The sequence below is a fragment of the Enterobacter sp. UPMP701 genome, assembly GCF_053709515.1.
This window is the reverse complement of the sequence record NZ_JBSKJN010000005.1, coordinates 12,339-25,973: the sequence shown is the minus strand read 5'-3', so window position 1 is coordinate 25,973 and position 13,635 is coordinate 12,339. Positions and strand designations below refer to the sequence as shown.

10 protein-coding genes and 5 tRNA genes are annotated in these 13,635 nt (G+C 54.2%); 14 read left to right on the top strand and 1 reads right to left on the bottom strand.

Going from position 1 to position 13,635, the window contains the following annotated elements; genetic code table 11:
- Window positions 1-2 precede the first annotated feature (2 nt).
- From ACWKXT_RS13145 to dppF, 9 genes are all read left to right on the top strand, one after another.
- On the top strand, window positions 3-701 hold the full coding sequence (locus ACWKXT_RS13145; protein ID WP_454528263.1) for an autotransporter domain-containing protein: 699 nt from the start codon (window positions 3-5) through the stop codon (window positions 699-701).
- Between the two features lie 238 nt (window positions 702-939).
- Window positions 940-2,142 (top strand): L-lactate MFS transporter, encoded by a 1,203-nt coding sequence (locus tag ACWKXT_RS13140; protein ID WP_454528264.1) that lies wholly within the window; start codon window positions 940-942, stop codon window positions 2,140-2,142.
- 237 nt (window positions 2,143-2,379) lie between these two features.
- Window positions 2,380-4,074 (top strand): kdo(2)-lipid A phosphoethanolamine 7''-transferase, encoded by a 1,695-nt coding sequence (gene eptB / locus ACWKXT_RS13135; protein ID WP_454532607.1) that lies wholly within the window; start codon window positions 2,380-2,382, stop codon window positions 4,072-4,074.
- A 91-nt stretch (window positions 4,075-4,165) separates the two neighbouring features.
- Window positions 4,166-4,242: transfer RNA gene (locus tag ACWKXT_RS13130), tRNA-Pro, on the top strand.
- A gap of 620 nt (window positions 4,243-4,862) precedes the next feature.
- On the top strand, window positions 4,863-6,470 hold the full coding sequence (gene dppA / locus ACWKXT_RS13125; RefSeq protein WP_014830231.1) for a dipeptide ABC transporter periplasmic-binding protein DppA: 1,608 nt from the start codon (window positions 4,863-4,865) through the stop codon (window positions 6,468-6,470).
- Window positions 6,471-6,631: 161 nt separating this feature from the next.
- A complete protein-coding gene (dppB, locus tag ACWKXT_RS13120; protein WP_454528266.1) occupies window positions 6,632-7,651 on the top strand; it encodes a dipeptide ABC transporter permease DppB in 1,020 nt (339 codons plus the stop codon).
- A 9-nt stretch (window positions 7,652-7,660) separates the two neighbouring features.
- Window positions 7,661-8,563 carry a dipeptide ABC transporter permease DppC gene (gene dppC / locus ACWKXT_RS13115; protein WP_454532606.1) on the top strand — a complete coding sequence of 301 codons (903 nt, stop codon included), beginning with the start codon at window positions 7,661-7,663 and terminating at the stop codon, window positions 8,561-8,563.
- A 10-nt stretch (window positions 8,564-8,573) separates the two neighbouring features.
- Window positions 8,574-9,557 carry a dipeptide ABC transporter ATP-binding protein gene (gene dppD, locus ACWKXT_RS13110; protein WP_080329900.1) on the top strand — a complete coding sequence of 328 codons (984 nt, stop codon included), beginning with the start codon at window positions 8,574-8,576 and terminating at the stop codon, window positions 9,555-9,557.
- Window positions 9,554-10,567, top strand: coding sequence for a dipeptide ABC transporter ATP-binding subunit DppF (gene dppF, locus ACWKXT_RS13105; RefSeq protein ID WP_134348423.1), 1,014 nt, complete (start codon window positions 9,554-9,556; stop codon window positions 10,565-10,567). The genes dppD and dppF overlap by 4 nt, the downstream gene beginning before the upstream one ends.
- Before the next feature lie 42 nt (window positions 10,568-10,609).
- Here dppF and coaA read toward each other — a convergent pair whose 3' ends face one another.
- The gene (gene coaA / locus ACWKXT_RS13100; protein ID WP_454532605.1) at window positions 10,610-11,560 is read right to left on the bottom strand and encodes a type I pantothenate kinase; all 951 of its coding nucleotides are present in this window, start codon (window positions 11,558-11,560) and stop codon (window positions 10,610-10,612) included.
- Between the two features lie 317 nt (window positions 11,561-11,877).
- On the opposite strand from coaA, the gene ACWKXT_RS13095 reads away from it, so the two are divergent.
- The 5 genes from ACWKXT_RS13095 (at window position 11,878) to tuf (ending at window position 13,623) form a co-directional block, all read left to right on the top strand.
- Window positions 11,878-11,953: transfer RNA gene (locus ACWKXT_RS13095), tRNA-Thr, on the top strand.
- A gap of 8 nt (window positions 11,954-11,961) precedes the next feature.
- Window positions 11,962-12,046 (top strand) — tRNA-Tyr (locus ACWKXT_RS13090).
- 117 nt (window positions 12,047-12,163) lie between these two features.
- Window positions 12,164-12,238: transfer RNA gene (locus ACWKXT_RS13085), tRNA-Gly, on the top strand.
- 6 nt (window positions 12,239-12,244) lie between these two features.
- Window positions 12,245-12,320 (top strand) — tRNA-Thr (locus ACWKXT_RS13080).
- A gap of 118 nt (window positions 12,321-12,438) precedes the next feature.
- A complete protein-coding gene (tuf, locus tag ACWKXT_RS13075; RefSeq protein WP_023309456.1) occupies window positions 12,439-13,623 on the top strand; it encodes an elongation factor Tu in 1,185 nt (394 codons plus the stop codon).
- Window positions 13,624-13,635: the final 12 nt, after the last annotated feature.

The following is a 13,635-nucleotide window of genomic DNA, read 5'->3' as shown; positions in this document are numbered from 1 at the left end:
TGATGATGATAAAAACAATCAGTGGTCGCCATGCTGTTTCTGGCCTGGTGGGGATTTCAGCCTGCCTGTTATTGTGTAATACAGCGTCTGCCTGGCAACAGGAATATATCGTTTCAGATGCCCAAAATAATACGGCGGAACGCTATACATGGGACGCGGATCACCAACCGCGTTATGAGGATATTCTTGCTGAGCGTATTCAGTCTTCACAAAATTCGCCGGGGCTGGCGCTGAATTTACCGTCTGGCGGCACGGCGGACGCGGCGATGAGCATAGGCTGGAATTTCCCTGTCTCTGCGCGGATAAGCACGGGGCCGGTGATGACCTGGCGGTATGACGGCTCGACGCCGATGATGGTCAATGAATTTGGTGACAGTGCGACGACGCAGGGACTCGCCGATCCGCTCTGGCATGCCAGCGTCAGCACGCTTGGCTGGCGCGTGAATACCCGGTACGGCGATCTTCGTCCCTGGGCGCAGATCAGCTATAACCAGCAGTTTGGTGAAAACCAGTGGAAATCGCAGTTTGGCATGCCGCAGACCCCAACCCCGGCACAAAACGGTAACTGGATGGATGTCACCGTGGGAACCGATATTCCGTTTAACACCCACATGGCGGCCTATGCGTCGCTGGCTCAGGGGGAACGCACCACCACCGGTGAGGAGTTTCTCTATACTCTGGGCGTAAGTGCGAATTTCTGATGTTGTTACTTTTTTAAACGTTGCGATAACATCTTGAATACAATAATCACAGGCTTTACAGCGATAGCAGGCACTAACGCGCTATCGCTTTATTCGTAGTCCAGGCTATTCATTCCCGATTCCAGGCATTTCATTCCGTTCCGCCTGCATTTCATGCCGTTTTACCCCAGGCATATTAAGGTTTTGTTTATCGTTGTCCTCAGCGAACTTCCTTAATTTCTGTTGCAGGACAACGGCCATGAACACATCAACCTATAACCGTACGCGCTGGCTCACGCTCTTTGGCACCATCGTTACCCAGTTTGCACTGGGTTCGGTCTATACCTGGAGCCTGTTTAACAGCGCGCTTTCTGACAAACTCGACGCGCCGGTCAGCCAGGTAGCGTTCTCCTTCGGCCTGCTGAGCCTGGGTCTGGCGATTTCGTCTTCCGTCGCGGGCAAGCTGCAGGAACGTTTTGGCGTGAAGCGTGTGACCATGGCCTCCGGCATTCTGCTGGGCGTGGGCTTTTTCCTGACGGCGCATTCCAGCAACCTGATGATGCTGTGGCTGAGCGCCGGGGTGCTGGTGGGGCTGGCAGACGGTGCAGGTTACCTGCTGACGCTGTCGAACTGCGTGAAGTGGTTCCCTGAACGTAAAGGCTTAATTTCCGCGTTTGCTATCGGCTCCTATGGCCTGGGCAGCCTCGGTTTTAAATTTATCGACTCCCACCTGCTGGCGTCCGTTGGCCTGGAAAAAACCTTCATGATTTGGGGCGCTATCGTTCTGGTGATGATTCTGTTCGGCGCCACGCTGATGAAAGATGCCCCGCAGCAGGAAGTGAAATCCGTTAACGGTGTGGTGGAGAACGACTTTACCCTCGCGCAGTCCATGCGTAAGCCACAGTACTGGATGCTGGCGGTGATGTTCCTGACGGCCTGCATGAGCGGTCTGTATGTTATTGGTGTGGCAAAAGATATCGCGCAGGGGATGGTAAAACTGGATGCCGCGACGGCGGCGAATGCGGTAACCGTGATCTCCATCGCCAACCTCTCCGGTCGTCTGGTGCTGGGTATTCTGTCTGACAAAATTGCCCGCATCCGCGTGATTACGATTGGACAGGTGGTTTCGCTGGTGGGTATGGCGGCGCTGCTGTTCGCACCGCTGAATGAAGCGACCTTCTTTGCTGCAATTGCCTGCGTGGCCTTTAACTTCGGCGGCACCATTACCGTCTTCCCGTCGCTGGTGAGTGAGTTCTTCGGCCTGAACAACCTGGCGAAAAACTACGGCGTGATTTATCTCGGCTTCGGCATCGGCAGTATCTGCGGCTCGCTGATTGCTTCGCTGTTCGGCGGATTCTATGTGACCTTCTGCGTAATCTTTGCCCTGCTGATTATTTCGCTGGCGCTGTCCACCACGATTCGTCAGCCGCAGCGTGAAGTGTATAAAGAAGCGCACGCATGATTCGATGAGAAGAGGCCGCTGGGCCTCTTTTTTTATCTCCGCATCGCCGCCTGGCCTGTTATTTTGTAAAAATCTTCATCGATCACATTCTCTGCTGCCACTTTTTTTCCCCGCTGTGGTCTACTTATCGCGCTTGTAGACGTTTCTGATAACGGTTTCTCTCGCACCTACTTACTCTGTCTGCTTTCTCAATGAGATTCGGCGGGTCTTTATACCCCTTCCCCCAGGGTTGTTTGCATGAAATATATTAGGTCTCTTACCCAGCAAAGATTGTGTCTGATGCTGGCTGTCTATATCGGCTTGTTTCTGAATGGCGCGGTGCTGTTCAGAAGAGTGGAAGGTTATTTAGAACACCTCACCGTAAGAAATGGGATTTTCGCCGCGATTGAAGTGTTTGGCTCTGTTCTGGCCACTTTCTTCCTGTTACGTCTGCTTTCTCTCTTTGGCCGCCGTGCCTGGCAAATTCTGGCCTCGCTGGTGGTGATTATTTCCGCCGCCGCAAGCTATTACATGACATTCATGAACGTGGTGATTGGCTACGGTATTGTTGCCTCGGTGATGACCACGGATATTGACCTCTCGAAAGAGGTGGTAGGAAAGGGCTTTATCGTCTGGACGGTTTTAACCTGCCTGATACCGCTCTTCTTTATCTGGAGTAATACCTGCCGCTATACCCTGTTACGCCAGCTGCGTACGCGGGAGCAACGTATCCGCAACGTCCTCGTCGTTCTGCTGGCGGGTCTGCTGGTGTGGGCGCCGATTCGTTTGATGGAAAAACAGCAAAAACGTATCGAAAAGGCGACGGGCGTGGATATGCCAAGCTATGGCGGCGTAGTGGCCAACTCGTATTTACCCTCTAACTGGCTGTCAGCGTTAGGTCTGTATGCCTGGGCACAGGCGGACGAATCCAGTGATGTGAAGTCGCTGATCAATCCGCTGAAAAAATTCAAATACGAACCGCCGGCTGACGGACTGGATGATACGTATGTCGTCTTTGTCATCGGCGAAACGACGCGTTGGGACCATATGGGGATTCTCGGTTATGACCGTGATACCACGCCAAAACTGGCGCAGGAAAAGAACCTGGTGGCCTATCGGGGTTACTCCTGCGATACCGCAACGAAGCTCTCGCTGCGCTGTATGTTTGTGCGTGAAGGCGGTGCAAGCGATAACCCTCAGCGTACCCTGAAAGAGCAAAACGTCTTTGCCGTGCTGAAGCAGCTTGGATTTAGCGCTGACCTGTTCGCCATGCAGAGTGAGATGTGGTTCTACACCAACACGCTGGCTGATAACATCGCGTACCGCGAGCAGATTGGCGCCGAGCCGCGTAACCGCGGCAAAAACGTCGACGACATGCTGCTGCTTGAGGAGATGTCCCAGTCTCTGAAGAACCATCCGCAGGGTAAGCATCTTGTCATTCTTCACACCAAAGGGTCGCACTACAGCTATTACCAGCGCTACACGCGTGATTTCGCGAAGTGGAAACCTGAGTGCGTTGGCATTAATAAAGACTGCAGCAAGCAGGAGCTGATCAATGCCTACGATAACTCCGTTCTGTATGTGGATACCTTCCTGAGCCGCGTGATCGACCAGCTGCGTGATAAAAAAGCGATTGTCATCTATGCCGCCGACCACGGTGAGTCGATCAATGAAAAAGAGCACCTGCATGGTACGCCGCGTAAGCTGGCACCGCCGGAGCAGTTCCGCGTGCCGATGATCATGTGGATGTCGGATAAGTACCTGGAAAACCCTGACAAAGCCAAAATGTTTGCTCAGCTCAAGAAAGAGGCGGAGATGAAGGTGCCGCGTCGCCACGTTGAGCTGTACGACACCATTATGGGTTGTCTCGGTTATACCTCACCGAACGGTGGGATTAACGAAAATAACAACTGGTGTAAACTCCCGAATAACACCACAAAAGCCGCGCAGTAGCTGCTCTGGCGAGAATATCGCCAGTTGAATGGCTTTTTGAAAATAAGGGATTGACGGGGGCGCACCTCAGCAGTAAGATGCGCTCCGCATTCGGCGAGTAGCGCAGCTTGGTAGCGCAACTGGTTTGGGACCAGTGGGTCGGAGGTTCGAATCCTCTCTCGCCGACCACATTCTGAAAAGGGCTAACCGCAAGGTTAGCCCTTTTTGCATTAACGGCTTACTCATGCTGATTCAGCAAAACGCCCCTTATCCCCGCTTCTCCCTGTCTGTTAATGATTTTGTGACATAATCCATTGTATTTTTTTATATATAGATTGATCTTTTTTCGCGTTGCTTATGGATAACCTCAGCATTTTTCGCTGTGCGTTTTAACGTTCGCGGTATTTAGTGCTCAGATAATCACCATTCCGCAAGAAAATTTACCCATTCTGAATAAAAGTTAATCACTGATTGTTGCGAAATATGAAGATATTTGTGCTGCAACATGGTGAGTAGCATAAATTTCCCTGCTGAAAACTGACGTTCAGGGTTTTTTTAATCTTTGTTTGCGGTTTCTCACACTCAGCGCAAATCCCCGTCACCTGTATTGACGTTTTCACATTCTGTTGACAGATTGTAGGGCATGAGGGGCATTTCAGGGACGATCTGCGCTGCAACTCAAACGCTCTTCTGAAAGGATTCTCCATCCCTTTAACGCCTTCGGGCACCTCCGACCGGACCGGGTAAAAAATAAATAAAGGTCTGGCGGCGTAACACAACAAAGCAAAACATCACATTGGAGCAGAATAATGAGTATTTCCTTGAAGAAGTCAGGGATGCTGAAGCTTGGTCTGAGCCTGGTGGCTATGACCGTGGCAGCAAGCGTACAGGCAAAAACCCTGGTTTACTGTTCTGAAGGCTCGCCGGAAGGCTTTAACCCACAGCTCTTTACCTCTGGTACGACTTACGACGCAAGCTCTGTACCGATCTATAACCGTCTGGTTGAATTCAAAACCGGCACCACGGAAGTGATTCCGGGTCTGGCCGAGAAGTGGGACGTCAGCGAAGATGGTAAAACTTATACCTTCCACCTGCGCCAGGGCGTGAAGTGGCAGGACAGTAAAGAATTTAAACCAACGCGCGACTTTAACGCCGACGACGTTGTGTTCTCCTTCGACCGTCAGAAAAATGCCCAGAACCCGTACCACAAAGTCTCTGGCGGCAGCTATGAGTACTTCGAAGGGATGGGTCTGCCAGACCTGATCGCCGAAGTGAAAAAAGTGGACGATAAAACCGTTCAGTTCGTGCTGACCCGTCCGGAAGCGCCATTCCTGGCTGACCTGGCGATGGACTTCGCCTCTATTCTCTCTAAAGAGTACGCGGACAACATGCTGAAAGCTGGCACGCCGGAAAAAGTGGACCTGAACCCAATCGGTACCGGCCCGTTCCAGCTGCTGCAGTACCAGAAAGACTCCCGTATTCTGTATAAAGCGTTCCCGGGCTACTGGGGCACCAAGCCGCAGATCGACCGCCTGGTCTTCTCCATCACTCCTGATGCGTCCGTACGTTACGCCAAACTGCAGAAAAACGAATGCCAGGTAATGCCGTACCCGAACCCGGCTGACATCGCGCGCATGAAGCAGGATAAAAACATCAACCTGCTGGAGCAGGCGGGCCTGAACGTGGGCTATCTCTCCTTCAACACCGAGAAGAAACCGTTTGATGATGTGAAAGTGCGTCAGGCGCTGACCTACGCGGTGAACAAAGAAGCGATCATCAAAGCCGTTTACCAGGGCGCGGGCGTTGCGGCCAAAAACCTGATCCCGCCAACCATGTGGGGCTATAACGACGACGTTAAGGACTACAGCTACGATCCTGAGAAAGCGAAAGCGCTGCTGAAAGAAGCGGGCCAGGATAAAGGCTTTACCGTTGAGCTGTGGGCAATGCCTGTTCAGCGTCCGTACAACCCGAACGCGCGCCGTATGGCGGAAATGGTTCAGGCTGACTGGGCGAAGATTGGCGTACAGGCCAAGATCGTGACCTACGAGTGGGGCGAATATCTGAAGCGCGCCAAAGCGGGTGAGCACCAGGCGGTAATGATGGGCTGGACCGGTGACAACGGGGATCCGGATAACTTCTTTGCCACCCTGTTCAGCTGCGCGGCCGCGAAAGACGGTTCTAACTATTCTCGCTGGTGCTACAAGCCGTTTGAAGACCTGATCCAGCCGGCGCGTGCGACCGACGATCACAACAAACGTATTGAACTGTACAAGCAGGCTCAGGTTGTTATGCACGATCAGGCTCCGGCGCTGATTGTTGCTCACTCCACCGTGTACGAGCCAGTGCGTAAAGAAGTGAAGGGCTACGTGGTTGATCCACTGGGCAAACACCACTTCGAAAACGTATCGGTTGAATAATAAGTAGGGTGTTCTCCCTCTCCCTATGGGAGAGGGCAGGGGTGAGGGACGTGCATGCATCCCCTCACCCTAACCCTCTCCCACGGGGAGAGGGAATCTACATTTGTGAGCAATACAGACGTCATGCCACTGGGCGTGCGTCATCAGAGAGAATCCGGGTTATGTTGCAGTTCATCCTCCGACGTCTGGGACTTGTTATCCCGACGTTTATCGGTATCACCCTTCTCACTTTTGCCTTCGTCCATATGATCCCCGGCGACCCGGTAATGATTATGGCGGGCGAGCGTGGTATCTCCCCTGAACGTCATGCGCAGCTGCTGGCTGAACTCGGCCTCGATAAGCCGATGTGGCAGCAGTACCTCCACTATATCTGGGGCGTGATGCACGGTGACTTAGGGATTTCGTTAAAAAGCCGTCTTCCGGTGTGGGACGAGTTCGTGCCGCGTTTTAAAGCGACGCTGGAGCTCGGGGTCTGCGCCATGATTTTCGCCACTGCGGTGGGTATTCCTGTCGGGGTACTGGCTGCCGTTAAGCGTGGCTCAATTTTCGACCACACCGCCGTCGGCCTGGCGCTGACCGGCTACTCCATGCCTATCTTCTGGTGGGGCATGATGTTGATCATGCTGGTCTCGGTCCATTGGAACCTGACGCCGGTCTCAGGGCGCGTCAGCGATATGGTGTTCCTTGATGATACCAATCCGTTAACCGGTTTTATGCTGATCGATACGGCCATCTGGGGCGAAGAGGGCAACTTCATTGATGCCGTCGCGCACATGATCCTGCCTGCTATGGTGCTGGGCACCATTCCTCTGGCGGTGATCGTGCGTATGACCCGTTCGTCCATGCTGGAAGTGCTGGGTGAAGATTACATCCGTACCGCGCGCGCAAAAGGGTTAACCCGCATGCGCGTCATTATCGTTCACGCTTTGCGTAACGCCATGCTGCCGGTGGTGACCGTTATCGGTCTTCAGGTAGGTACGCTGCTGGCGGGGGCGATCCTGACGGAAACTATCTTCTCCTGGCCGGGCCTAGGACGCTGGCTGATTGATGCGCTGCAACGCCGTGACTATCCGGTAGTGCAGGGCGGGGTACTGCTGGTCGCGACGATGATTATTCTCGTCAACCTGCTGGTCGATTTGCTGTACGGCGTGGTGAACCCGCGTATTCGTCATAAGAAGTAAGGGGCCATCATGTCACAGGTTTCTGAAAACAAAGTTGTTGCTGCACCGGTTCCGATGACGCCGCTGCAGGAGTTCTGGCACTACTTCAAGCGCAATAAAGGCGCGGTGGTGGGGCTGGTCTATGTCGCCATCATGATTCTGATTGCGGTGTTTGCGAATTTCCTGGCGCCGTATAACCCGGCGGATCAGTTCCGCGATGCGCTGCTGGCACCTCCTGCGTGGCAGGACGGCGGTAGCCTGACGCACCTGTTAGGTACTGATGACGTGGGCCGCGATGTGCTGTCGCGTTTGATGTACGGCGCGCGTCTGTCGCTGCTGGTTGGCTGTCTGGTGGTGGTGCTGTCCCTGATTATGGGGATCATCCTCGGCCTGGTTGCCGGTTACTTTGGCGGCATCGTTGATAACATCATCATGCGCGTTGTCGACATTATGCTGGCGCTGCCAAGCCTGCTGCTGGCCCTGGTGCTGGTGGCAATCTTCGGCCCGTCGATCGGCAACGCCGCGCTGGCGTTGACCTTCGTGGCGCTTCCCCACTACGTGCGTTTAACCCGTGCGGCGGTGCTGGTGGAAGTGAACCGCGACTACGTCACCGCGTCTCGCGTGGCGGGTGCGGGTGCGATGCGCCAGATGTTCGTCAATATCTTCCCTAACTGCCTTGCGCCGCTGATCGTTCAGGCGTCGCTCGGCTTCTCTAACGCCATTCTTGATATGGCCGCTCTTGGCTTCCTGGGCATGGGTGCGCAGCCGCCAACACCGGAGTGGGGCACCATGCTCTCCGACGTGTTGCAGTTCGCACAGAGCGCCTGGTGGGTTGTCACCTTCCCGGGGCTGGCAATCCTGCTGACGGTGCTGGCATTTAACCTGATGGGTGATGGTCTGCGTGATGCGCTTGATCCCAAACTGAAGCAGTAAGAGGCACGAGATGGCGTTATTAAATGTAGATAAATTATCGGTACACTTCGGTGACGAAGGCACCCCGTTTCGCGCCGTGGACCGCATCAGCTACAGCGTAAATCAGGGCGAAGTGGTTGGTATTGTCGGCGAGTCCGGTTCCGGTAAGTCAGTGAGTTCACTGGCGATCATGGGGCTGATTGATTATCCGGGCCGCGTGATGGCGGAAAACCTGCAGTTCAACGGTCAGGACCTGAAGCGCATTTCAGAGAAACAGCGCCGCCAGCTGGTGGGCGCGGAAGTGGCGATGATTTTCCAGGACCCGATGACCAGCCTGAACCCGTGCTACACCGTCGGTTTCCAGATTATGGAAGCGATTAAGGTGCACCAGGGGGGTAACAAGAAAACCCGTCGTCAGCGCGCGATCGACCTGCTGAACCAGGTCGGTATTCCTGACCCGGCATCGCGTCTGGACGTTTATCCGCACCAGCTCTCCGGCGGGATGAGCCAGCGCGTGATGATCGCCATGGCGATTGCCTGTCGGCCAAAACTGCTGATTGCGGATGAACCGACGACGGCGCTGGATGTGACCATCCAGGCGCAAATCATCGAGCTGCTGCTGGAGCTGCAGCAGAAAGAGAATATGGCGCTGGTGCTGATTACGCACGACCTGGCGCTGGTGGCCGAAGCGGCGCATAAAATCATCGTGATGTATGCGGGTCAGGTGGTCGAGACCGGGGATTCGCACGATATCTTCCGCGCGCCGCGTCACCCGTATACGCAGGCTCTGCTGCGTGCGCTGCCGGAATTTGCTCAGGACAAAGCGCGTCTGGCGTCGCTGCCGGGTGTGGTACCGGGTAAATATGACCGTCCGCAGGGCTGTCTGCTCAATCCGCGCTGTCCGTATGCGACGGACAAATGCCGGGCAGAAGAGCCAGAGCTGAACCAGCTTGCTGACGGTCGTCAGTCGAAATGCCACTACCCACTCGATGATGCCGGGAGGCCAACACTATGAGTACGCAACAGGCCACCACGCAACAGCCGCTGTTGCAGGCCATCGACCTGAAAAAATACTACCCGGTGAAGAAGGGGCTGTTTGCCCCTGAGCGCCTGGTGAAAGCGCTGGACGGCGTCTCTTTTAACCTCGAACGCGGTAAAACGTTGGCGGTGGTGGGGGAGTCAGGGTGCGGTAAGTCCACCCTGGGCCGTCTGCTGACGATGATTGAAGTGCCGACCGGCGGTGAGCTCTACTATCAGGGGCAGGATCTGCTCAAGCACGATCCGCAGGCGCAGAAGCTTCGCCGCCAGAAAATCCAGATTGTGTTCCAGAACCCGTATGGTTCTTTAAACCCGCGTAAAAAAGTGGGGCAGATTCTGGAAGAGCCGCTGCTGATTAACAGCAATCTGAGCAAAGAACAGCGCCGTGAAAAAGCGCTGGCGATGATGGCGAAGGTCGGGCTCAAAACCGAGCATTATGACCGCTACCCGCATATGTTCTCCGGCGGCCAGCGTCAGCGTATCGCCATCGCCCGCGGGCTGATGCTCGATCCGGACGTGGTGATTGCCGATGAGCCGGTCTCTGCGCTCGACGTCTCCGTGCGTGCGCAGGTGCTGAACCTGATGATGGACCTTCAGCAGGAGCTGGGGCTCTCTTACGTGTTCATCTCCCACGACCTGTCGGTGGTGGAGCATATTGCCGATGAAGTGATGGTGATGTATCTGGGGCGCTGCGTGGAGAAGGGGAGTAAAGACCAGATCTTTAATAATCCCCGTCATCCGTACACCCAGGCGCTGCTGTCTGCGACGCCGCGTCTGAACCCGGACGATCGTCGCGAGCGTATTAAGCTGACGGGCGAACTGCCCAGCCCGCTGAATCCGCCACCGGGGTGTGCCTTTAACGCGCGTTGCAGTCGCCGCTTTGGTCCTTGCACCCAGTTGCAGCCGCAGCTGAAGGATTATGGTGGTCAGCTGGTTGCCTGCTTCGCGGTCGATCAGGATGAAAATGGCGAGAAGCCACACGCATAACGAAAAAACCGGCGCTAAGCCGGTTTTTTTATGTCTGCCAGGCTATTTCCGCAGGCGAATCTGGTCGACGGCGTGCTTCTCGCTCTTGGTGAGGATCAGGCTCGCGCGCTCGCGCGTCGGCAGGATGTTCTCTTTGAGGTTCACGTAGTTGATCTCATTCCACAATCCCCTCGCCACATTAATCGCCTCTTCTTCAGAAAGCTGGGCGTAGTGGTGGAAATAGGAGTCCGGGTCGGTGAATGCCCCTTCGCGGAACTTCAGGAAGCGGTTGATATACCAGTTCTGCAGCAGATCTTCCGGCGCATCAACATAGATAGAGAAATCGACGAAATCCGAAACGAATACATGATGCGGGTCATGAGGATAATCCATGCCGCTTTGCAGGACGTTTAACCCTTCGAGAATCAGGATGTCTGGTTGTACAACCGTTTTATCCCCATCCGGAATGCGATCGTAAATCAGATGCGAGTAAACCGGCGCAGTGACGTTTGGGGCACCGGATTTAAGGTCGGATACGAATTTCACCAGACGGTGCATATCATAAGAGAGCGGGAAGCCTTTCTTCTTCATCAGCCCGCGTTCTTTTAAGACCTCGTTCGGGTGCAGGAAGCCGTCGGTGGTGATCAGCTCTACGCTGCGGTGTTCCGGCCAGCGGCTCAGTAGCGCCTGCAGCACGCGTGCGGTGGTGCTTTTACCCACGGCCACGCTGCCTGCAATACTAATGATATAAGGAATACGCTGGCCATTGGTTCCGAGGAACTGCTCCAGCACCGCCTGACGACGCAGGTTGGAGCTGATATAGAAGTTAAGCAAGCGAGAGAGGGGGAGATAAATTTCTGCCACCTCTTCCAGGGACAGATCTTCGTTTATCCCTTTTAACCGTGCGATTTCACCTTCCGTCAGCGTCATAGGGACGGAATCACGCAGGGCAGCCCACTGGCTGCGGTTAAAGTGAAGATAAGGCGTCATTAACGTTTGCTCTTTTTTGCTCATAAGCATGCTTCAGTGAGCCAGCTCTATGCTGCCGGGACGTGGCTCATCACACAGTTAATTTTGGACAATGGGCAGGAGGTTAACACCAGATGGCGGGAATAATAAGAAAAAAGATGGAAAGCGCTGCGTTACGCGGAAGCCGTCACGCTACGGTGTATGCGGTGTAAATCACGTATGTATGTTGATTATTTGACCCGCAATGGCTACTTTTACAGCGCTTAGCGCTGCGGTCGCATAAAATGTGAGCGAAAGAACGTTTTATGCAAATTTTTAGTTGCATGACCGCGCAGGTATCCATAGAATGCGCGCTACTTGATGCCGACTTAGCTCAGTAGGTAGAGCAACTGACTTGTAATCAGTAGGTCACCAGTTCGATTCCGGTAGTCGGCACCATCAAGTCCGGTGGGGTTCCCGAGCGGCCAAAGGGAGCAGACTGTAAATCTGCCGTCACAGACTTCGAAGGTTCGAATCCTTCCCCCACCACCACTTTCTGGCAGCGTAAATGCCGCCGGAGCTGGTTGGAAAAATTAGCCAGCTCAAACTGAAAAAGAGAGAAATCTCTTTTTTTGTTACAGAAAGAACTGGGTAGCCGAGTTTCAGGATGCGGGCATCGTATAATGGCTATTACCTCAGCCTTCCAAGCTGATGATGCGGGTTCGATTCCCGCTGCCCGCTCCAATACGTGCTGATATGGCTCAGTTGGTAGAGCGCACCCTTGGTAAGGGTGAGGTCCCCAGTTCGACTCTGGGTATCAGCACCACTTCACTTCTCCTTCCCGTTTCTCTCTGTTTCAATTTTACTGTATTCAACAATTCAGGCATTTCGCCTGGTTGATGTGGTGATATCACCGATTTATCCGTGTCTTAGAGGGACAATCGATGTCTAAAGAAAAGTTTGAACGTACAAAACCGCACGTTAACGTCGGTACTATCGGCCACGTTGACCATGGTAAAACAACGCTGACCGCTGCAATCACTACCGTTCTGGCAAAAACCTACGGTGGTTCTGCTCGTGCATTCGACCAGATCGATAACGCGCCAGAAGAAAAAGCTCGTGGTATCACCATCAACACCTCTCACGTTGAGTACGATACCCCGACTCGCCACTACGCGCACGTAGACTGCCCAGGCCACGCCGACTATGTTAAAAACATGATCACCGGTGCTGCGCAGATGGACGGCGCGATCCTGGTTGTTGCTGCGACTGACGGCCCAATGCCGCAGACTCGTGAGCACATCCTGCTGGGTCGTCAGGTAGGCGTTCCTTTCATCATCGTGTTCCTGAACAAGTGCGACATGGTTGATGACGAAGAGCTGCTGGAACTGGTAGAGATGGAAGTTCGTGAACTGCTGTCTCAGTACGATTTCCCGGGCGACGACACCCCTATCGTTCGTGGTTCCGCGCTGAAAGCGCTGGAAGGCGACGCTGAGTGGGAAGCGAAAATCATCGAACTGGCTGGCTTCCTGGATTCTTACATCCCAGAACCAGAGCGTGCGATTGACAAGCCATTCCTGCTGCCAATCGAAGACGTATTCTCCATCTCCGGTCGTGGTACCGTTGTTACCGGTCGTGTAGAGCGCGGTATCATCAAAGTGGGTGAAGAAGTTGAAATCGTTGGTATCAAAGAGACTGCGAAGTCTACCTGTACTGGCGTTGAAATGTTCCGCAAACTGCTGGACGAAGGCCGTGCTGGTGAGAACGTTGGTGTTCTGCTGCGTGGTATCAAACGTGAAGAAATCGAACGTGGTCAGGTTCTGGCGAAGCCAGGCTCAATCAAGCCACACACCAAGTTCGAATCTGAAGTTTATATCCTGTCCAAAGACGAAGGCGGCCGTCATACTCCGTTCTTCAAAGGCTACCGTCCACAGTTCTACTTCCGTACAACTGACGTGACCGGTACCATCGAACTGCCAGAAGGCGTAGAGATGGTAATGCCAGGCGACAACATCAAGATGGTTGTGACTCTGATCCACCCAATCGCGATGGACGACGGTCTGCGTTTCGCAATCCGTGAAGGCGGCCGTACCGTTGGCGCGGGCGTGGTTGCTAAAGTTCTCGGCTAATTGCTGATAACA

Coding starts and splice junctions, on each gene's coding strand:
- dppA (WP_014830231.1), top strand. CDS start 4,863: ATGAGTATTTCCTTGAAGAAGTCAGGGATGCTGAAGCTTGGTCTGAGC.
- tuf (WP_023309456.1), top strand. CDS start 12,439: ATGTCTAAAGAAAAGTTTGAACGTACAAAACCGCACGTTAACGTCGGT.
- coaA (WP_454532605.1), bottom strand. CDS start 11,560: ATGAGCAAAAAAGAGCAAACGTTAATGACGCCTTATCTTCACTTTAAC.
- ACWKXT_RS13145 (WP_454528263.1), top strand. CDS start 3: ATGATGATAAAAACAATCAGTGGTCGCCATGCTGTTTCTGGCCTGGTG.
- eptB (WP_454532607.1), top strand. CDS start 2,380: ATGAAATATATTAGGTCTCTTACCCAGCAAAGATTGTGTCTGATGCTG.
- dppF (WP_134348423.1), top strand. CDS start 9,554: ATGAGTACGCAACAGGCCACCACGCAACAGCCGCTGTTGCAGGCCATC.
- ACWKXT_RS13140 (WP_454528264.1), top strand. CDS start 940: ATGAACACATCAACCTATAACCGTACGCGCTGGCTCACGCTCTTTGGC.
- dppD (WP_080329900.1), top strand. CDS start 8,574: ATGGCGTTATTAAATGTAGATAAATTATCGGTACACTTCGGTGACGAA.
- dppB (WP_454528266.1), top strand. CDS start 6,632: ATGTTGCAGTTCATCCTCCGACGTCTGGGACTTGTTATCCCGACGTTT.
- dppC (WP_454532606.1), top strand. CDS start 7,661: ATGTCACAGGTTTCTGAAAACAAAGTTGTTGCTGCACCGGTTCCGATG.